This window comes from Nitrospirillum guanabarense (assembly GCF_034653355.1).
Classification (GTDB): domain Bacteria; phylum Pseudomonadota; class Alphaproteobacteria; order Azospirillales; family Azospirillaceae; genus Nitrospirillum.
Map to the genome: position 1 here is coordinate 54152 of NZ_JAYEER010000003.1, position 20457 is coordinate 74608.

Consider the following 20457-nt stretch of genomic DNA (forward strand, 5'->3'; position numbering starts at 1 on the left):
CTCAGTGCTCGCGGAATTTGGCCGTGCTGTCCGGCGTCGGGCCGGGGGAACCACTGGCGACCAGGCTCTTGAACCACTTGCGATGGTGCCGGTAGGCCCAGCCGGGCGTGACCCAGCCGTGCAGCATGGCCCGCATGGAGCCCTTCACCCACAGCGCGGCATAGACATGCGTGATCCAGATCAGGATGGCGCCGATGGCGGCCATGCTGTGGATCAGCACGGCCACGCGCTGCGTCTCGATGGAGGTGGCGTCCCCGAAATAAACCTCCCAGATCAGGATGCCGGTGACGAACAGGACCGGGATGATCAGGGCCATGCCCCAGAACACCGCCTTCTGGCCGGCGTTGAAGCGGCCGACGGGAGGCACCTCCTCCTCCCGGTTATCCAGCACCTTGTCCAGCGACTTGGCCCATTCCACGTCGTCGCGGTTCCACAGGTTGTCCCGCCAGAACTGGATGAACAGGCCCAGGAAGCTGACGATCAGGGTCACGCCCAGCCAAGGGTGCAGCGCCCGCATCCATTGTCCGCTGCCGAACAGGTTCGACAGCCAGAAGAAGACGGGATGGAACATGGCCAAGCCCGACAGGGTCAGCAGCACGAAGCAGAGGCCGGTGATCCAGTGGTTCACCCGGGTCAGGGTGGAATTACGGACGATGGTTCCCTTGGGATAGCTCATGACTCGGCGCTCCCATTCCGTTTTGCCTTCTCCATTTCCAGCCGGGCGTGGGTCTCATCGGCTTCCGTCGTCTCATTGGGGCCGGAGACGATGGAATGGACGAAGGTGCTGACGGCGGCGAAGGCCAGGCCGGCCAGGGCCACCGGCTTCAGGAAGCCCTTCCACGCCCCCACCAGCGCGCTGATGTGGGGCTTGTCCGGCAGGCCGGAGTAGAGCGAGGGCTTGTCGGCGTGGTGCAGCACGTACATGACGTGCGTGCCGCCCACCTCCGGCGGGTCATAGAGGCCGGCGTTCTGGAAGCCGCGTTCCTTCAGCTCGGCGATGCGCTCGCCCGCCCAGTCCTTCATGTCGTCCTTGGAGCCGAACATGATGGCCCCGGTGGGGCAGGTCTTCACGCAGGCCGGCTCCAGCCCCACGCCCACGCGGTCGGAACACAAGGTGCACTTGTACGACTTGTGGTCCTGGGCGCTGATGCGCGGGATGTTGAAGGGGCACCCCTTCACGCAATAGCCGCAGCCGATGCAGTTCTCGCTGATGAAGTCGACGATGCCGTTGGCGTACTGGACGATGGCGCCGGGGGCCGGGCAGGCCTTGAGGCAGCCCGGATCCTCGCAGTGCATGCAGCCGTCCTTGCGGATCAGCCACTCCAGATTCCCCTGCTCGTCCTCGTACTCGGCGAACCGCATCAGGGTCCAGGTGCCGGGGTTGAGGTCGTGCGGGTTCTCGTACGCGCCCTGGAACTCCTCCATCTCCGGCCGCAGGTTGTTCCATTCCATGCAGGCGGACTGGCAAGCCTTGCAGCCGATGCAGCGGCTGACGTCGATCAGCTTGGCCACCTCAAGCTCATGGTGGCGCACCGAGGGTGGCGTCAGGTTGGTGGCCGACCGGCGGATGTAGTCTTGGGATTGCAGGTCGGCCATCACAGGCTCCCCATCTTGGTGAGCGACTTCGGCACCCCTTGGGCGTCACGCGGCCCCTGGGCCACATCCACCGCGGGGGGCGCGCTGGTCTTCTCGATGTTGAGCAGGAAGGCCTTGAACTCCGGCGTGTTGGTGTTGGCGTCGCCCACGAACGGCGTCAGGGTGTTGGCGCCGTAGCCCTTGCGCGCCACGCCGGTGAAGCCCCAGTGGATGGGGCAGCCGATGACGTGGGTCGGCTTGCCGTCCACCATCAGCGGCTTGATGCGCTTGGTCACGAAGGCCTTGCAGATCACCTGGCCGCGCTTGGACGACACCTTGACCCAGCCGCCCTGCTCAATGCCCTTCTCCTTGGCCAGGGCCTCGCCGATCTCCACGAATTCCTCCGGCTGGAGGATGGCGTTGATCAGCGAATGCTTGGTCCAATAGTGGAAGTGCTCGGTCAGGCGGTAGGTGGTGCCGACGTAGGGGAAGTCGGCCGAGGCGCCCATGTGCGCCTTGTCGCTGGCGAACACGCGGGCGGCCGGGTTGCTCTTCACCTTGGGGTGCAGCACGTTTTCCGACGGGCTTTCGAACGGCTCGTAATGCTCGGGGAACGGACCCTCGTTCATCAGGCCGCGGGCGAACAGGCGGGCCTGCCCCTCCTGGTTCATGATGAAGGGGCCGACACTGTCCGACGGCTTCACCGTCGGGCCGTAGTCGGGCACGTCCACGCCCACCCACTTGGACCCGTTCCACTCGATGACGGGCTTGGCCGGGTTCCAGGCTTTGCCCTCCGGGTTGGCGCTGGCACGATTGTACAGGATGCGCCGGTTGGCCGGCCACGCCCAGGCCCAGTTGGGGGCGATGCCCGCCTCACGCGGGTCCGTCGCGTCGCGGCGGGCCGTCATGTTGCCCTTGTCGGTGAAGCTGCCGGCGAAGATCCAGCAGCCCGACATGGTGGTGCCGTCGTCGCGCAGCTGGGCGAAGGCGTCCAGCTGCTGCCCCGCCTTCAACAGCGGGGCACCCGTGGCCGGGTCGTTGACGTCCACCAGCGCGCGGCCGTTCATCTCCTTGGCCACTTCCTCCGGCTCCGGCTCATGCGGGTCGGCATAGGTCCAGGTGAGGTTCAGCAGCGCGTCGGGGAAGGCACCGCCGTCCTTGGCGTACATCGCCTTCATGCGGTTGTAGAGGCCGGCGATGATCCACAGGTCGGTCTTGGCCTGGCCGGGGGCGTCGGCCGCCTTCCAGTGCCACTGCAGCCAGCGGGCGGAGTTGACCAGCGTGCCGTTCTCCTCCGCGAAACAGGTGGTTGGCAGCTGGAACACCTCGGTCTGGATTTCCGTCGGCTTGGACGGGTTCTGCGGACCGTAGTCCTGCCAGAAATTGGCCGTCTCGGTATCCAGCGGGTCCATGACGACGAGGTACTTCAGGTTCGACAGGCCCCGGCGGATCTTGCCCCGGTCGGGGAAGGCCTGCATGGGGTTGAAGCCCTGGCAGATGTAGCCGTTCATCTGCTTGTTGTTCATCATCTCGAACGCGCGCAGGATGTCGTAACCATCCACGTCCAGCTTGGGCAAATAGTCGTAGGCCCAGTTGTTCTCGGCCGTGGCGGCGCTGCCGAACATGGCCTTCTGGAAGCTGACGAAGAACTTGCGGTAGTTCTGCCAGTAACTGGTCTGCCCCGGGCGCAGGGGCTTGAACAGCTTGGTCTCCATGTACTTGTCGAAGGTGACTTCACTGTCCTTCGGCATGTTCATGTAGCCCGGCAGCGAGGCCGAGAGCAGGCCGATGTCGGTCAGGCCCTGGATGTTGGAATGGCCGCGCAGGGCGTTCATGCCGCCGCCGGCGACACCGATGTTGCCCAGCAGCAGCTGCACCATGGCCATGGTGCGGATGTTCTGCGCGCCCACCGAATGCTGGGTCCAGCCCAGCGCGAACAGGCTGGTCAGGGCCTTGTCCGGCGCCGAGGTGGTGGCGATCAGCTTGCAGATCTCCAGGTACTTGTCCTGGGGCGTGCCGCAGATGCGGGACACCATCTCGGGCGTGTACCGGTCGACGTGCTTTTTCAGCAGGTTGATGACGCAGCGCGGGTTCTGCCAGGTGTCATCGGACTTGGCGTAGCCTTGCTCATCCAGCTCGTAATCCCAGCTGGACTTGTCGTAGCTGCGCTTTTCCTCGTTATAGCCGCTGAACAGGCCATCCTCGAAGGCGAAGCCGTCCTTCACGATCAGGCTGGCGTTGGTATACGCCCGCACGTACTCGTGCTGGATGGCATCGTTCGTCAGCAGATAGCGCATGAGGCCGCTGAGGAAAGCGATGTCGGTGCCCGGCCGGATGGGGGCATAGACGTCCGCCACGGAGGCCGTGCGGGTGAAACGCGGATCGACAACGATGAGCTTGGCCTTGTTCTCGATCTTGGCCTCGACCACCCATTTGAATCCGCAGGGGTGCGCTTCGGCGGCATTGCCGCCCATGACGATGACGACGTTGGCGTTCTTTATGTCCTGCCAGGTGTTGGTCATCGCACCGCGACCGAATGTTGGGGCCAAACTGGCCACCGTCGGTCCGTGTCAGACACGCGCCTGGTTGTCGAACGTCACCATGCCCAGCGAACGGGCCCACTTGAAGGTCACATAGGCCGCCTCGTTCGAGGCCGCAGAGGCCGCCAGCATGCCCGTGGTGTTCCAGCGGTTCACCGTGGCGCCGGCGCCGTTCTTGGCGATGAAGTTGGCGTCGCGATCCTGCTTCATCAGCGTGGCGATGCGGTCCAGGGCGAAATCCCAGCTGACCTCCTTCCACTCCGTGGCACCGGCGGCGCGATATTTCGGCACCGTCAGGCGGCCCGGCGCGCGCACGATGTCCAGCAGGCCGGCGCCCTTGGGGCACAGCGTGCCGCGGTTGACGGGATGGTCCGGATCACCCTCGATATGGATGACCGAGGACTTCACGTTCTTCGCGCGATCGCCCTGGCTGTAGATGAGGATGCCGCAGGCCACCGAGCAATAGGTGCAGGTGTTGCGGGTTTCGGTGGCGGCGGTCAGCTTGAACGGCCGGACGGATGCCGCCAGCGCGGTGCCCGCCGAGCCGAAGCCCAGCGCGCCCATGCTGGAGACCGCCAGTCCCGCGCCGGTCAGCTTGATAAAGCCGCGACGACTGAGATCCATGTCTCACACGCTCCCGTGAAAATCGGCCCTGCCAAAACGCCGAAGCCGCCCGGGAAGGGCAAGCAGACGCCGGCAGACGGATGCATGCATCATAAGACGCGGCCGCAGCCCGTCAAGTTATTGGCGGTGAATTTCTCGGGCAGCGAATGAAGACGGTCATATTGATAACCGTTCTCATTAACTAAATTCAGAAAATTGGTTGCGTCATGCGCAAAGTTTATTACCCAACCAAAGGTATTCCGCGTCCGCTACCTGAAACGCGGCGTTCTAGGCGCGCTATATTTATATGAACATAACGATGCTCTCCCTGAAACCGGGCCGGGACAATGGCCCGAGGCCTGTGATGACCGCCCTTGCCCCTGGCCTTATCGTTTTGCCACCCTGGCCACTCCCCCGGATGAGGAGCTTGCCGCCATGACCGGCACTGCCACGTTTGCGTTCAGGTACGTGCCCTCCCCCGTCGGACGGCTGACCCTGGTGGCCGGCGATGAGGGTCTGGCAGCCATCCTGTGGGAGAATGACCGGCCGGGCCGGGTGCGGCTGGGTCCGCTGGTCCCGGCCCCCGACCATCCGGTGTTGAGTGAGACCGAACGACAGCTGCGGGCCTATTTCGGCAAGGAGCTGACGGTATTCGACGTGCCGCTGTCCTTCACCGGCACGGATTTCCAGAAACAGGTGTGGCGGGCGCTGCTGACCATCCCCTATGGCGAGGTGCGCAGCTACAGCGACATCGCCCGGCAGATCGGCAAGCCTGCGGCAGTGCGGGCGGTGGGGGCCGCCAACGGGCGCAACCCCATCTCCATCATCGCACCCTGCCACCGGGTGGTGGGCATGGACGGCACCCTGACCGGCTTCGCCGGCGGCCTGGAGGCCAAGGACTATCTGCTGACGCTGGAAGGGCGCCGCCCCGCCCGCCGCCCGGCAATAACGGGCGACCTGTTCGCGACTGCCGGATAGGCGTCCTCACCGCGCGTCAGCCATATCCCGAGGCACGTCCCGCGATATGGTCCAGCCGCCGCCCAGCGCCCGGTATGTGGCCACCAGGTCCTGCGCCACCTGGATACGGCTCTGGGCCAGCTGGTCCTCCGCCTCCAGCTGGGTGCGCTGGGCGTCCAGCACGGTCAGGAAATTGTCGGCGCCGTAGCGGTAGCGCGTGGCCGCCAGGCTGGCGGCCCGGGTGCTGGCGGCGGCGGCGGTATCCAGCGAGGCGCGCCGCGACCGTTCCTGGGCATAGCGGGCCAGCGCCGTCTCCGCCTCCTGCCAGGCGGTCAGCACCGCCTTCTGGAAGTTGGCCGCCGCCTGGTCGGTGTTGGCGTTGGCCTCGCGGATGCGGGCATAGAGGGCGGCGTCGAACAGCGGCAGGCTGACACTGGGCCCGATACCGTAGGTGAAGGCGCCGCGCGCGCCCAGGTCCCCCGGCTGCAGGGCCTGCACCCCCACCGACCCGGTGAGGGAGATCTTGGGGTAGAGGTCGGCGGTGGCGACGCCGATGCGGGCCGTGGCCGCCGCCAGGGCCCGCTCCGCCGCCGCCACGTCGGCCCGGCGGCCCAGCAGGGTGGCGGGCGTGCCCACGGCCACGCTGTCGGGCAGGTCGGGCAGGGGGGCCGGCGCGTCGAGCAGGCTCAGCAGGGCCCCGGGCTCCCGCCCCGTCAGGGTGGCCAGGATGTGCTCATCCGCCGCCACCGTGGCGCGCAAGGGGGGGATGGAGGCCAGGGTGGTTTCCAGCTGCGCCTGGGCGCGGGCGATGTCCAGGTCCGTCCCCCGTCCGGCGTCGCTGAGGGTGTGGGTCAGGTCGAAGGTGCCGCGCTGATTCTCCGCGTTGCGCAGCGCCACGGACAGGCGCAGCTGCGCGCCGCGCAGATCGACATAGGTGCTGGCCACGTCGGCGATGATGACGGTCAGCACCTGGTGGCGCAGCGCCTCCGCCCGCGCGCTGTCGGCCTCTGCCGCCTCGATGGCCCGCCGCACCTGGCCGAACAGGTCGATCTCCCACGACAGGCTGCCGCCGGCGGTGGTGACGTTGCTGTCGGGCAATTGCGCGTTGGGCAGTCCCTGCTGCGTGGCCGCCGCGGCGCGCGACCGGCTGTAGCTGGCGCTGGCGCCCACCGACGGCAGGTTGCGGGCGCCCACCGCCTCCGCTTCCGCCCGGGCGGCGCGAACGGCGGCGTCGGCCGCCTTCAGGTCCAGGTTGGCCTTGACGGCGTCGGCCACCAGCTGGTCCAGCACCGGGTCGCCCAGCTGGCGCCACCATTCCTCCAGCGGCTCTTCCGCCTTCAGCATGTCGGCGGCATGGACGGCGGCGCTGGCGGGCGCGGCGCCGGCGCGGGTGAAGGAGGTGCCGGCGGCGGCCGGGCTGGCCGGCGCCTGGTAATCCGGCCCCACGGTGATGCAACCGGCCAGCGGCAGCAGGCAGACCGACAGGGCCCACAGGGTGCGATAGGTGCGCATGGACTGATCCCCCTTCCCCATCAGGCCGTATGATGACCGGGTGACCCGGCATGCGGCGGTGATGTTTCTTCCCGCTTGCCGAAACGCCGCTGGCCCCATAGCGCCAGCCAGCGGCAGACGACGTAGAACACCGGCGTGAACAGCAGGCCGAAAAAGGTGACGCCCAGCATGCCGAAAAAGACGGCGGTGCCCAGGGCCTGCCGCATCTCCGACCCGGCGCCCGAGGCGTTGACCAGTGGCACCACACCCAAGATGAAGGCGAAGGAGGTCATGAGGATGGGGCGCAAGCGCGTGCGGGCCGCACGCACCGCCGCCTGGAAGCGGTCCATCCCCTCCTCCTCATCCTGCTTGGCGAATTCCACGATCAGGATGGCGTTCTTGGCCGCCAGGCCCACCAGCACCACGAGGCCGATCTGGGTCAGGATGTTATTGTCCATGCCCCGCAGATTGACACCGGAGATGGCGGTCAGCAGGCACATGGGCACGATCAGGATGACCGACAGCGGCAGCATCCAGCTTTCATACAGGGCGGCCAGCAGCAGGTAGACGAACACCACGGCCAGGCCGAAGGCGATGGGGGCGGTGTTACCGGCGATGATCTGCTGGAAGGTCAGCTCCGTCCATTCGATGGCGAAGCCGTCCGGCAGGCGCTGCTGCGCCAGCTGCTGCACGGCGGCGATGGCCTGGCCGGTGGAATAACCGGGCGCGGGTGAGCCCTGCAGCTCCGCCGCCGGATACAGGTTGTAACGCGGCACGCGGTAGGGCCCGGTCACGTCGCGGAAGGTGGCGACGGAGCCCAGGGGCACCAGCCCCCCGCTGTCGGAGCGCGTGCGCAGGTAGGCGATGTCGCGCACGCTGGTGCGGTCGGCACCGTCGGCCTGCGCCGTCACCCGGTAGGTACGGCCCAGCAGGTTGAAGTCGTTGACGAAGGCCGATCCCAGATAGACGTTCAGCGTGTCGAAGATGCGCGACGGCGGCACGCCCAGCATGTCGGCCTTCACCCGGTCGATGTCGGCGTACACCTGCGGCGTGCGGGTGTTGTACAGGCTGAAGACGTTGGCCAGGCCCGGCGTCTGGTTGGCCGCCAGCATCATGTCCTGCGTGGCGTCGGCCAGGGCCTGCAGGCCGCGCGAGCGCCTGTCTTCGATGTAGAGCTTGAACCCGCCGGAGGAGCCGATGCCCGGCACCGTGGGCGGCGGGATCAGCAGGATCAGGGCGCCGTCGACCTGCTGTATGGTCTTCTGCAGGTCGGAGAAGATGCCCTGGGTGGTGAGGCTGCCACGCTCCGCGAACGGCGTGGTGGCGACGAAGACGGCGCCGGCGTTGGGGGCATTGGTGAAGGTGGCGCCGTCGAAGCCGGCGAAGCCCACGGTGTGGGCGACACCCGGCCGCTTGCTCAGCAGGTCCTGAACATGGCGCAGGATGGCGTCCGTCCGGGCGAGGGATGAACCCGGCGGCAGCTGGATGACGGTGATGAAGTAGCCCTGGTCCTGCGCCGGGATGAAGCCCGTGGGCGTGCGGGAAATGAGGCCGCCGCCCAGCACGATCAAGCCGGCATAGACCACCAGCACGACGGTGGCCAGGCGCACGAGGTGGCCGGTCACCCGGCCATAGCGCTCCGACAGCCAATCGAAGCCGCGATTGAAGCCGCCAAAGAACCGCGCCACCGGATGGAAGCCCCGCCGGGGGGCCGCATGCTCCTGCACGTGCGGCTTCAGCAGCAAGGCGGCCAGGGCCGGGCTCAGCGTCTGCGACACCAGCATGGAGATGACGGTGGCGGCGGCGATGGTGACGCCGAACTGGCGGTAGAACTCACCCGCGATGCCGGTGAGGAAGGCCGTGGGCAGGAAGACGGCGGTCAGCACCAGGGCGATGGCGACCAGGGCGCCGCCGACCTCGTCCATGGTGCGGTGCGCGGCCTCACGCGGGGACAGGCCCTGGGCCAGGTTGCGCTCCACATTCTCCACCACCACGATGGCGTCGTCGACGACGATGCCGATGGCCAGCACCAGCCCGAAGAGGGACAGGTTGTTGAGGGAGAAACCCACCGCCGCCATGACGGCGAAGGTGCCGATGAGCGAGATTGGAATGGCGATGACGGGGATCAGGGCCGCCCGCCACGATTGCAGGAAGACGATGACGACGATGACCACCAGCACCACCGCCTCGAAGATGGTGTGGTAGACCTCCTTCACCGATTCCGCGATGTAGTTGGTGGGGTTGTAGACCACCTTGTAGGCCATGCCCTTGGGCATGTCGTGGCTCATCGTCTCCATGGACGACAGCACGTTGGCCGCGGTCTTCAGGGCGTTGGAGCCCGGGCGCTGGTAGATCAGGATGGCCGCCGCCCGCTGGCCGTCGACGTAGGAATAGGTGTTGTAGTCCTGCGCCCCCAGCTCCACCCAGCCCACGTCGCGCACGCGGGTGACGCGGCCCTGGGCGTCGGACTTGATGACGATGTCGGCGAACTGGCTGGGGTCGGTCAGGCGGCCCAGGGTCTGCACCTGCACCTCGAAGGCGCTGGGCTTGGGCACGGGCGGGTGGTTCAACTGGCCCGAGGCCACCTGCACGTTGTTGCCCTGCAGCGCCTGCACCACCTCCGCCGTGGTCAGGCCGCGGGCCTGCACTTTCTCCGGATCAAGCCAGACCCGCATGGAGTAGTCGCCGGCGCCACGGATGCGGGCGTCGCCCACGCCGTCCAGGCGGGCCAGCGGGTCGCGCACCTGCAGGGTGGCGTAGTTGGAGATGTAGAGCTGGTCCAGGCTGTCATCCGGCGAATACAGGTGGATGACCATCATCAGGTTGGGGGAATTCTTGCGCGTGGTGACGCCCAGGCGGTTCACTTCGTCCGGCAGGTGTGGCTGCGCCACCGACACGCGGTTCTGCACCAGCACCTGGGCCTTGTCGATGTCGGTGCCCAGCTTGAAGGTGATGGTCAGCGACAGGCCGCCGTCGCCCGTGTTCTGGGAGACCATGTACAGCATGTCGTCGACGCCGTTGATCTCCTGCTCCAGGGGGGCGGCCACGGTGTTGGCCACCGTCTCGGCGGAGGCGCCGGGATATGTCGCCGTCACCACCACGGTGGGCGGCGCCACCTCGGGATACTGGGCCACCGGCAGGGCGAAATAGGCCAGGCCGCCGACCAGCGTGATCAGGATGGAGATCACGCAGGCGAAGATGGGCCGGTCGATGAAGAAGTGGGAGAACTTCATGGCGCGGCCCTTTACTGCTCGGCCGCGGGCGTGACGGTCCCGGGCTGGGGCGTGACCTTGGTGCCGGGCCGCGCCCGCATGAGGCCGCTGATGATGACGCGGTCGGTGGGCGCCAGGCCGGACTTGATGACGCGCAAGCCGTAGGCCAGGTTGCCCAGCACCACCGGCTTGGGCGTCACCGTGCCGTCCTCGGCCACGGTCAGGACGATCTTGTGCGACTGGTCGGACGCGATGGCCTCATCCGGGACCAGCAGGGCGTCGTACTCGCCGGAGCCCAGCAGCCGCATGCGGCCGAAGGTGCCGGGCTGCAGAAAGTTGTCGGTGTTGGGAATGACGGCGCGGCCCCGAATGGTGCCGGAGTTGGGGTCCAGCCGGTTGTCGACGAAATCCATCTCGCCCTTGTGGGTCCAGGCGGTCTCATCCATCAGGCGGACGAAGACGGGGTTGGCCTTGTCACGGGACGAGGCGCGGGTGCCTTCCAGCGCCAGGCGGTTGTAGCGCAGATAGTCCGCCTCGCTGCCGTCGAAGACGAAATAGATGGGGTCCTGGGTCACCACGGTGGCCAGCAGGGTGGATTGCGCCGACCCACCGCTGACCAGGTTGCCGATGTCGATCTTGCGGTCGCCGATGCGGCCGGAGATGGGGGAGCGGATCTGGGTAAATTCCAGGTCCAGCGCCGCCGACCGCGCCGCCGCCGTGGCCGAGGCCACCGCCGCCTGGCTTTCCTGCTCCGCCTGGGCGCGGGTGTCATATTCTTCCTGGCTGATGGCGCGGGCGGCCAATAGTTGGGCCGCTCGTTTCAGTTCCGAAACGGCCAGGGCCTGGCGGGTCTTTTCCCGCTGCAGGTCGGCGTTGGCCTTGTCCAGTGTGGCCTGGAAGGGACGCGGGTCGATGACGAACAGGAGGTCGCCCTTCTGCACCAGCTGGCCGTCGCGGAACTTGATCTGGTCCAGGTAGCCGGAGACGCGGGCGCGCAGCTCCACCGTCTGCACCGCCTCGAACCGGCCGGTGAATTCATCCCAGTCCACGATCTTGTGCGGCAGCGGCTGGGCCACCGTCACCGGCGGGGGGCCGGCATTGGCGGCCGGGGGATGCTTGTCGCCGCAGGCGGCCAACGCCAGGGCCAGGACCAAGGGATACAGCCGGCGAACCGGCGACGGCATGGTGGACAGCATCCTTCCCCCAACACGAGGCTCAAGCTCGGGAGCCCGCACGGAGGCGGCGTCCGCGGCCATGATAGACAAACCGCGCCTGGACGCAGTTCTTCCATCACACTATGGGGCCGCCGGACCAATGGCTTGGCTGGGTGTGCCGCGTTTTGTCTTTTTCCGCCGCCTTGGCCGAAATCAGGATTAAAGGTTCCTGTCCGTGCCAACACCGTTTCAGGGGCGCCAATCGTTCGCCAGGGTGCGGAAGGTTACCGAATAGCGCAGAACCTCACCCTCGACGATGCTGTGTTCCCACACCGCGCGCGCCTCCCCCGTCAGCAGATAGGCCGATCGGGGCGCCAGGGGGGCCGCGGCCCGGCGCCAACCGCCCGCCCCCCGCCGCCGGAAGCGCAAGATGGCCGGGGACAGCAGCGACACCCCCGCCACCAGGCCGAACTGCGGCTTGTCCCGATGCCAACCGATGCCGGCGCCCGGCGCGTATTCGTTGATCAGCAGCTGGCGGAAGTCATCGGGCGCCACCCCGGCCCAAGCGGCGACCCGAGTGCGCAAATCCAAAAGGAAGGACGGCACGTCCGGCGCCGCCGCGACCGCGCGCTGGGCGTAATCATAGCGGTAGCCGAAGGACACGACCCGCCGATTGGCCAGGTAGCCGTGGAACTCGAACGGCTTCAGCGGCAGCGCCGCGATGCCGGCCGCCAGCCGGCGCTCCTCCTCCCCATCGATCAGGTCGGGGGTGTAGCGGAAACCCGGCGGATGGTCGCCGGGCGGCGGCGCGTCAGGGAAGAGGCTGGGCTGAACGGGCATGGACAGCGATCCGGGGACAGGGCGACCCACCCGATATGGGAAGCGTGCGACGTTTTTTCCCCGCATGGCCCGGGAACTAATGGGGCGGGGGGCATTGACCCACCGCCCACCCGCCGTCAAAGCAACCCCCTGTCAAACCAAGGAAAGCCATGGCCCGCCCCGCCACAGCCGCCGCCTTGGCCGCCGTCCTGGCCCTGGCGCTGTCCGGCCTCACCGGCTGTTCCGGCGGGGTGCTGGACCCGCAAGGGCCGGTGGCCGCCCAGGAACTGACCATCCTGTGGGATTCCCTGGGCATCATGCTGGCCATCGTCGTCCCCACCATCCTGACGACCTTGGGGGTGGCGTGGTGGTTCCGCGCCGGCAACACACGGGCCCGCTACCGTCCCGACTGGGAATATTCCGGCCGCATCGAGATGGTGGTGTGGGCCATTCCCGCCATGACCGTGCTGCTGCTGGGCGGCATCGGCTGGGTCAGCTCACGCGACCTGGACCCGCCCAAGCCCCTGCCCGCCGACACGCCGCCCATGACGGTGCAGGTGGTTTCGCTGGATTGGAAATGGCTGTTCATCTACCCCGACCAGAACATCGCCAGCATCAACCACCTGGTGGTGCCCGCCGGCACGCCGGTCAGCTTCCAGCTGACGTCCGACGGGGTCATGAACAGCTTCTTCGTGCCCCAGCTGGGCAGCCAGATCTACACCATGCCCGGCATGATCACCCGGCTGAACCTGCAGGCCGACAGGCCGGGCCGCTATTCCGGAATCTCCGCCCAGTTCAGCGGCGCCGGTTTCCCCGACATGCTGTTCACGCTGGAGGCCTTGCCCCGCGACGCCTTCGATGGCTGGGTCGCCAACGCCCGCGCCCAGGGCGAGGCGCTGGACGCCGCGGCCTGGGCGCGGCTGACCCAATCCAGCCGGGCGAACTGCCCCCGCACCTTCCGCAGCGTGATGCCGGGCCTGTTCGACGCCGTCGCCAACCCCGGCCGCAATCCCGCCCTGCCCCAAACCAACCCCCACTGGCCCGGACACGATTATCCGTCCCTGAACAAAGACCCGGAATAAGGATCGAGCATGTTCGGCAAGCTGAGCTGGAGCGCCATCCCCATCAACCAGCCGATCGACATGATCGCCTCGGGCCTCATGATCCTGGCGGTGCTGGGCATGCTGGCCTGGGTGACGGTGAAGGGTTATTGGCCCTATCTGTGGCGGGAATGGCTGACGTCCGTCGACCACAAGCGCATCGGCGTCATGTACGTGGTCCTGGCCCTGGTGATGCTGCTGCGCGGCTTCACCGACGCGGTGATGATGCGGCTGCAGCAGGCCGTGTCGGTGGGGCCGGACGCCGGCTATCTGCCGCCGGAGCATTACAACCAGATCTTCTCCGCCCACGGCACCATCATGATCTTCTTCATGGCCATGCCCTTCGTCATCGGCCTGATGAACTTCGCGGTCCCCCTGCAACTGGGCATCCGCGACGTGGCCTTCCCCACGCTGAATTCCGTCAGCCTGTGGCTGACCGCCTCGGGCATCCTGCTGACCAACATCTCCCTTGTGGTGGGGGAGTTCGCCCGCACCGGCTGGCTGGCCTACCCGCCCTTGAGCGAACTGAAATACTCCCCCGGCGTGGGGGTCGATTACTATCTCTGGGCGCTGCAGATCTCGGGCGTCGGCACCCTGCTGTCGGGCATCAACCTGGCGACCACCATCCTGAAGATGCGGGCGCCGGGGATGAGTTACATGCGCATGCCCGTGTTCTGCTGGACCTCGCTGGCGTCCAACCTGCTGATCATCGCGGCCTTCCCCGTCCTGACCGCCACCTTCGCCATGCTGCTGCTGGACCGTTACCTCGGCATGCACTTCTTCACCGCCGACGGCGACGGCAACCCGATGATGTACGTGAACCTCATCTGGGTCTGGGGCCATCCGGAGGTCTACATTCTGATCCTGCCGTGCTTCGGCGTGTTCTCGGAGGTGGTGTCCACCTTCTCGGGCAAGCCGCTGTTCGGCTACCGCTCCATGGTGGCGGCCACCATGGCCATCTGCATCCTGTCCTTCATCGTCTGGCTGCACCACTTCTTCACCATGGGCGCCGGGGCCAACGTCAACGGCTTCTTCGGCGTCATGACCATGATCATCGCCGTGCCCACGGGTGTGAAGGTCTACAATTGGCTGTTCACCATGTACGGCGGCCGGGTGCGCTTCAACGTCCCCATCCTGTGGTCCGTGGGCTTCATGGTGACCTTCGTCATCGGCGGCATGACGGGCGTGCTGCTGGCCGTGCCCCCAGCCGACTTCATCCTGCACAACAGCCTGTTCCTGATCGCCCATTTCCACAACGTCATCATCGGCGGCGTCGTGTTCGGGGTGTTGGCCGGCTACATGTACTGGTTCCCCAAGGCCTTCGGCTTCACCCTGGATGAGGGCTGGGGCAAGGTCTCGTTCTGGTGTTGGTTCGTCGGCTTCTACCTGGCCTTCATGCCGCTTTATTACCTGGGCATGCTGGGCATGACGCGCCGGCTGCAGCATTACGACAATCCCGGCTGGCAGCCCTGGCTGATCGTGGCGGCGGTGGGCGTCGCCTTCATCCTGGCCGGCATCCTGGCGCTGGTCATCCAGCTGGTCGTGTCCATCCGGACGCGCGAGCGGCGGCGCGACCATACGGGCGACCCCTGGCACGGCCGCACGCTGGAATGGTCCACGCCCTCGCCCCCGCCCGCCTGGAACTTCGCCGTCCTGCCCCGTGTGGAGCGGGAGGACGCCTACTGGCACATGAAGCGTCGCGCGAGGGAGGAACGGGTCGCCGCGGCCGAAGCCCTGGCCTACGCGCCCATCCACATGCCGCTCAACAGCCCCACCGGCTTCGTCACCGCCTTCTTCGCCGTGGTCACCGGCTTCGCCCTCATCTGGCACATCTGGTGGCTGGTGATCCTGGGCCTGGTGGGCGCGCTGATCACCACCCTGGTCTTCGCCTGGCGGGATGAGAGCGAGTTCGAGATCGCAGCGGATGAACTGGCACGGGTCGACCGCGCCCACCACCAGGCCTATTGGGTGGGGGGCACGCCATGACCGCCACCACCGTCCACGGGCACGAGGCCCACACCCACCACGGCATGCCGGTGTCCGACAGCGCCGCCGGCCCGGCGCCCAAGCGTATCATCATCGCCTACGGCTTCTGGCTGTTCCTGCTGAGCGACATCGTCATGTTCTCCGCCCTCTTCGCGACCTTCGCGGTGCTGGGGAAGGCGACGGCGGGCGGCCCGACGGGGGCGGAGCTGTTCGATGCCCGGAACGTGGCGGTGGAAACGGCGCTGCTGCTGTTCTCCAGCTTCAGCTGCGGGATGATGTCCCTGGCCATGGACGCGCGGCATCGCGGCACCTTCTATCTGGGCGCGGCGATCACCTTCATCCTGGGGCTGGGCTTCCTGGTCCTGGAGATGCGCGAGTTCGCCGGCATGGTCGCCCGGGGTGCCACCGCCGACCGTAGCGCCTTCCTGTCGGGCTTCTTCACCCTGGTGGGCTGCCACGGTGCCCATGTGGCGGTGGGGCTGCTGTGGCTGGTGGTCATGGTGGCCCAGGTGGCGGACAAGGGCTGGCGCCCCACCGTATGCCATCGCCTGATGTGCTTCAGCCTGTTCTGGCATGCCCTGGACATCATCTGGGTGGCCCTGTTCACGATCGTCTACCTGATGGGAGCGCGCTGACATGGCGGACACCACGCAAGAACACACCCATGGCGGTGATACGGCCCCGGGCGACAGCCGGGAAGAGCTGCTGTCCAGCCTCAAGGCCTATGTCATCGGCCTGGCGCTGGCCATCATCCTGACCGCCACCTCCTTCTGGGCGGCCAGCACGCACGTGCTGTGGCAACCGGGCGTGCCCATCGGGCTGGCCGTGCTGGCGGTGGCCCAAATGGGCGTCCACCTGGTGTTCTTCCTGCACATCACCACCGGTCCCGACAACACCAACAACGTGCTGGCGCTGGCCTTCGGCGTGCTGATCGTCTTCCTGGTGGTGGCGGGGTCGCTGTGGATCATGGCCAACCTCAGCGCCAACATGATGCCGCCGGAGATGATGGACCTGCACCACCAGCGCTGACCCATCCGCCCCGACCCTCTGCCTTTTGGGGAGGATATCGCGCCGCGATATGGTCTTTGGTTGGCGATGTGGCCTCAACGCCGGCGTGACATAACAGGTATCTTGGGAAATGCGGCGCGATGGCGGGTGTGTGGGTGGACGGGACGCGGCGGCAGATGGCGCGAGAGGCGGTACCGGTGTTCCTGAACGGCGGCGGCGAGCTGGCGGGCCTGATCGCCGCCTATGACTGGGCCACCACGCCCCTGGGGCCCCTGGCCCACTGGCCGCAAAGCCTGCAGACCACCGTGGGGCTGATCCTGCGGTCGCCCGTCCCCATCGTCACGCTGTGGGGACCGGACGGCATCATGATCTACAACGATGCCTATTCCGTCTTCGCCGGCGGGCGCCATCCAGCACTGCTGGGCTCAAAGGTCCGCGAAGGCTGGCATGAGGTCGCCGATTTCAACGACCATGTCATGAAGGTGGGCTTGGCCGGCGGGACGCTGGCCTACCAGGACCAGCAACTGACGCTGCACCGCTCAGGCCGGCCGGAACAGGTGTGGATGAACCTCGATTACTCCCCCATCCTGGATGAGAGCGGCCGCCCCGCCGGCGTCATCGCCATCGTGGTGGAGACGACGGCCAAGGTGCGGGCCGAGCGGACCCTACGCGTCACCGCCGACAAGCTGGCCCGCCTGAACGCCGAACTGGAAGAGCGGGTGGCGGAACGGACGGCGGAGCGCGACCGCGTCTGGCGCTTTTCCCGCGACCTGCTGCTGGTGGTGGGGCGGGACGGCGTGTTCCGCGACGCCAACCCCGCCTGGAAGCCCATCCTGGGCTTTGAGCCGGACGAGGTCATCGGCCACAGCTTCCTGGAGTTGACCTGGCCGGACGACGCCCGCACCACCGCCGCCGCGCATGCGGATCTGCTGGTCAAGGGCCAGTTGCTGAGCTTCGAGAACCGGGTGCGCCACAAGGACGGCGGCTTCCGTTGGATTTCCTGGAACTCCTTCGCCGAGGGGGAGGTGGTTTACGGTTACGGCCGCGACATCACCGCGGAGAAGCGGCAGGCTGAGGCCCTGCGCCTGGCGGAGGCGCAATTGCGCCAGGCGCAGAAGATGGAGGCGGTGGGCCAGCTGACCGGTGGCCTGGCCCATGACTTCAACAACCTGCTGACCGCCATCAGCGGCAGCCTGGAATTGCTGGACCAGCGTGTCCGCCAGGGCCGGCTGGGGACGCTGGACCGTTACATGACGGCGGCGCGGGGCGCGGTGGACCGCGCGGCGTCCCTTACCCATCGGCTGCTGGCCTTCTCCCGCCAGCAGACCCTGGACCCCCGGCCCACCGACATCAGCCGCCTGGTGCGCGATATGGAGGACCTGGTGCGGCGCACCGCGGGACCAGCCATCGCTCTGATTGTGGACACGCCGCCCGACCTGTGGACCACCCTGGTCGATGCCAACCAGCTGGAAAGCGCCCTGCTGAACCTGTGCATCAATGCCCGCGACGCCATGCCCCACGGCGGCCACATCACCATCGAGGCCAGCAATCGGGTGATCGATGACGAACTGGTCGGACTTCAGGACATGCCGGCCGGCCAGTTCGTGCTGCTGAGCGTCACCGACACCGGCGTCGGCATGCCGCCCGATGTCATCGCCCGCGCCTTCGACCCCTTCTTCACCACCAAGCCCATCGGCCAGGGCACCGGCCTGGGCCTGTCCATGATCTATGGCTTCGTGCGCCAGTCGGGCGGCCAGGTGCGCATCCGGTCCGAGGTCGGGCATGGCACCACGGTGTCCCTCTACCTGCCTCGCCACGAGGGCGAGGAGCGGGCGGCGGAGATGCTGGCCATCGCCCCGGCGGCGCCCCGGGCCAAGCGGGGCGAGACCGTGCTGGTGGTGGATGATGAACCCACCGTGCGCCTGCTGATGACCGAGGTGCTGGACGAGCTGGGCTACACCACGCTGGAAGCGGCGGACGGCCCCGAGGGCCTGCGCATCCTGCAGTCGGAAGCCGCCATCAACCTGCTGGTCACCGACATCGGCCTGCCCCAGGGCATGAACGGCCGCGAGTTGGCCGACGCCGGACGGAAGTTGCGTCCCGGCCTGAAGGTGCTGTTCATCACCGGCTATGCCGAGAACGCCGTCATCGGCAACGAACGCCTGGCGCCCGGCCTGCACGTGCAGACCAAGCCCTTCACCATGGAAACCCTGGCCAACCGCATCAAGGGGATTTTGAGCGGAGGATAAGGGGCCGACCCCGCCGTTTCTTCAGTGGTGACCGTCCTTCGGCGTCTCCATGAGTTCCACCAACACGCCGCCCATGCTCTTGGGGTGCACGAAGATCACCGGTGTGCCATGGGCGCCGATGCGGGGCTGGCCCAGCACGGTGGCGCCCTTGGCCGCCATGTCGGCGGCGGCGGCATGGATGTCCGGCACCTCGAAACAGACATGGTGCTGGCCGCCCTGGGGGAACTTCTTCAGGAAGGCGTGGACGGGGGAGGCCTCGCCCAGGGGCTCGATCAGCTCGATCTGGCTGTTGGGCGTGTCGATGAAGCAGACGCGCACGCCCTGGGCCGGCAGATCGAAGGGGTCGCGAATCACCGTGGCGCCCAAAAGGTCGCGATAGACCGCGATGGCGTCCTCGATCGACGGTGTGGCGATGCCGACATGGTTCAAGCGGCCGATCATGCGTGGACTCTCCCATTGTCAGAAACCCGGCCCGCCAGCGCACTGCGCGCGGCCCGGCATGGCCGCGATCCTGGGAAGACCGCCGCGACCGGTCAATATGAATGATGGACCGGCCCCGCCGCCTCCCCCACTCTGTTGCCCAACCAACGATGCGGTCACGGGAGGACAGCGATGCGGGCTTGGCGCAGCCATCAGGCGGGGGGACCGGACACCCTGGTCCTGGATACGGACGCGGCACCGCCGGTGGCGGGCCCTGGCCAGGTGGTGGTGACCGTGACAGCCACGGCCTTGAACTACCCGGACCTGCTGGTGATCCAGGACCTGTACCAGGCCCGTCCCCCCGGCCCTTCGCCCCCGGGCTGGAGGTGGCCGGCCGGGTGACCGCCATGGGCGACGGCGTCCAGGATTTCGCGGTGGGTGATCGCGTCATCGGCGTGGTGCCCCACGGCGGCCTGTCGGAACAGCTGGCCATACCGGCATCGGACTGCTTGCCCCTGCCGGATGGCGTGGATGACGCCGCCGGCGCCGCCCTGCGACTGACCTACGGCACCAGCCACTACGCCCTGCGCGACCGCGCCAGGCTGGCGGCGGGGGAGACGCTGGTGGTGCTGGGGGCGGCCGGCGGCGTGGGCCTGGCGGCGGTGCAATTGGGCAAGGCCATGGGCGCCACCGTCATCGCGGCCGCATCCTCGCCGGAGAAAGCCGCCATCGCCAAGGATAACGGCGCCGACGCCGTGGTGGTCTACCCCGCCCGCCTGGACGACCCGGTCGCCGCCAAGGCCCTGACCGCCGACATCCGCGCCGCCTGCCAGGCCGTGTCCTCCAAGGGCGAGGCCGACGTGATCTACGACCCCATGGGCGGCGCCTATGCCGAGCCCGCCTTCCGCGCCCTGGGCTGGCGTGGCCGCTACCTGGTGGTGGGCTTCACCGCCGGCATTCCCAAGTTGCCCCTGAACCTGACCCTGCTGAAGGACGGCGCCGTGCTGGGCGTGTTCTACGGCGAGTTCACCCGGCGCGACCCGGCCCTGAACCAGACCTACCTGGAGGAGATCATGGGCTGGCTGGCCGACGGCACCATCCGCCCCCACATCGGCCTGCGCCTGCCCTTCGCCCGCGCGCCCGAAGGTCTGGTGGCACTGGGCGCCCGTCAGGCCGTGGGCAAGATCGTGGTGGAGGTGGGGTGAGGCCTCACCGGCGCGCGCTATCACACCGCCGCCACAATCCGGCGCCACCGTCCGCTGAACGCTTGTAATAGTGTTGGGGAAGCGGATGGGGATTTGGGTATGGCAAGGCGGGCTCGTCGTTTGTGTATCGTTTGGCGC

At 67.6% G+C, this 20457-nt stretch carries 15 protein-coding genes and 1 pseudogene; 8 read left to right on the forward strand and 8 right to left on the reverse strand.

The annotated features are described in order from the left end of the window. Position 1: 1 nt before the first annotated feature. The 3 genes and pseudogenes from UAA55_RS09625 to fdnG all read right to left on the reverse strand — a co-directional run. Entirely contained in the window at positions 2-676 is a 675-nt protein-coding gene (locus tag UAA55_RS09625) for a formate dehydrogenase subunit gamma (protein ID WP_322952475.1), read from the reverse strand. Then, positions 673-1596 (reverse strand): formate dehydrogenase subunit beta, encoded by a 924-nt coding sequence (fdxH, locus tag UAA55_RS09630; protein WP_322952476.1) that lies wholly within the window; start codon positions 1594-1596, stop codon positions 673-675. The genes UAA55_RS09625 and fdxH overlap by 4 nt, the downstream gene beginning before the upstream one ends. A gap of 89 nt (positions 1597-1685) precedes the next feature. Beyond that, a pseudogene (gene fdnG, locus UAA55_RS09635) lies at positions 1686-4739 on the reverse strand (formate dehydrogenase-N subunit alpha); the annotation flags it as partial. Between the two features lie 414 nt (positions 4740-5153). On the opposite strand from fdnG, the gene UAA55_RS09640 reads away from it, so the two are divergent. Beyond that, positions 5154-5696, forward strand: coding sequence for a methylated-DNA--[protein]-cysteine S-methyltransferase (locus tag UAA55_RS09640; RefSeq protein WP_322952477.1), 543 nt, complete (start codon positions 5154-5156; stop codon positions 5694-5696). Positions 5697-5702: 6 nt separating this feature from the next. Here UAA55_RS09640 and UAA55_RS09645 read toward each other — a convergent pair whose 3' ends face one another. The 4 genes from UAA55_RS09645 to UAA55_RS09660 all read right to left on the reverse strand — a co-directional run bounded on the left by UAA55_RS09645 (position 5703) and on the right by UAA55_RS09660 (position 12372). Further along, positions 5703-7187 (reverse strand): efflux transporter outer membrane subunit, encoded by a 1485-nt coding sequence (locus tag UAA55_RS09645; protein ID WP_322952478.1) that lies wholly within the window; start codon positions 7185-7187, stop codon positions 5703-5705. 20 nt (positions 7188-7207) lie between these two features. Beyond that, a complete protein-coding gene (locus UAA55_RS09650) occupies positions 7208-10399 on the reverse strand; it encodes an efflux RND transporter permease subunit (protein WP_322952479.1) in 3192 nt (1063 codons plus the stop codon). 11 nt (positions 10400-10410) lie between these two features. Continuing rightward, positions 10411-11562, reverse strand: a complete 1152-nt coding sequence (locus tag UAA55_RS09655) for an efflux RND transporter periplasmic adaptor subunit (RefSeq protein ID WP_322952480.1) — start codon at positions 11560-11562, stop codon at positions 10411-10413. A gap of 219 nt (positions 11563-11781) precedes the next feature. After that, positions 11782-12372 carry an alpha-ketoglutarate-dependent dioxygenase AlkB gene (locus UAA55_RS09660; protein WP_322952481.1) on the reverse strand — a complete coding sequence of 197 codons (591 nt, stop codon included), beginning with the start codon at positions 12370-12372 and terminating at the stop codon, positions 11782-11784. A 149-nt stretch (positions 12373-12521) separates the two neighbouring features. Here UAA55_RS09660 and cyoA point away from each other — a divergent pair, with 149 nt between their 5' ends. The 5 genes from cyoA (at position 12522) to UAA55_RS09685 (ending at position 18694) form a co-directional block, all read left to right on the forward strand. Beyond that, on the forward strand, positions 12522-13433 hold the full coding sequence (gene cyoA, locus UAA55_RS09665) for a ubiquinol oxidase subunit II (RefSeq protein ID WP_322952482.1): 912 nt from the start codon (positions 12522-12524) through the stop codon (positions 13431-13433). Positions 13434-13442: 9 nt separating this feature from the next. Beyond that, positions 13443-15437 (forward strand): cytochrome o ubiquinol oxidase subunit I, encoded by a 1995-nt coding sequence (gene cyoB, locus UAA55_RS09670; RefSeq protein WP_322952483.1) that lies wholly within the window; start codon positions 13443-13445, stop codon positions 15435-15437. Further along, the gene (locus UAA55_RS09675) at positions 15434-16072 is read left to right on the forward strand and encodes a cytochrome (ubi)quinol oxidase subunit III (protein ID WP_322952484.1); all 639 of its coding nucleotides are present in this window, start codon (positions 15434-15436) and stop codon (positions 16070-16072) included. Before cyoB ends, UAA55_RS09675 begins: the two co-directional genes overlap by 4 nt. 1 nt (position 16073) lies before the next feature. Then, positions 16074-16466 carry a cytochrome o ubiquinol oxidase subunit IV gene (gene cyoD, locus UAA55_RS09680; protein ID WP_322952485.1) on the forward strand — a complete coding sequence of 131 codons (393 nt, stop codon included), beginning with the start codon at positions 16074-16076 and terminating at the stop codon, positions 16464-16466. A 119-nt stretch (positions 16467-16585) separates the two neighbouring features. Beyond that, complete coding sequence (locus UAA55_RS09685; RefSeq protein ID WP_322952486.1) at positions 16586-18694, forward strand: hybrid sensor histidine kinase/response regulator; 2109 nt, start codon at positions 16586-16588, stop codon at positions 18692-18694. Between the two features lie 21 nt (positions 18695-18715). Here UAA55_RS09685 and mce read toward each other — a convergent pair whose 3' ends face one another. After that, complete coding sequence (gene mce / locus UAA55_RS09690) at positions 18716-19135, reverse strand: methylmalonyl-CoA epimerase (protein WP_322952487.1); 420 nt, start codon at positions 19133-19135, stop codon at positions 18716-18718. A 171-nt stretch (positions 19136-19306) separates the two neighbouring features. Here mce and UAA55_RS09695 point away from each other — a divergent pair, with 171 nt between their 5' ends. Both UAA55_RS09695 and UAA55_RS09700 read left to right on the forward strand, forming a co-directional pair. Then, positions 19307-19516: a hypothetical protein gene (locus tag UAA55_RS09695; RefSeq protein WP_322952488.1), complete on the forward strand. Its 210-nt coding sequence runs from the start codon at positions 19307-19309 to the stop codon at positions 19514-19516. Positions 19517-19521: 5 nt separating this feature from the next. After that, the gene (locus tag UAA55_RS09700; protein WP_322952489.1) at positions 19522-20319 is read left to right on the forward strand and encodes an NADPH:quinone oxidoreductase family protein; all 798 of its coding nucleotides are present in this window, start codon (positions 19522-19524) and stop codon (positions 20317-20319) included. Positions 20320-20457: the final 138 nt, after the last annotated feature.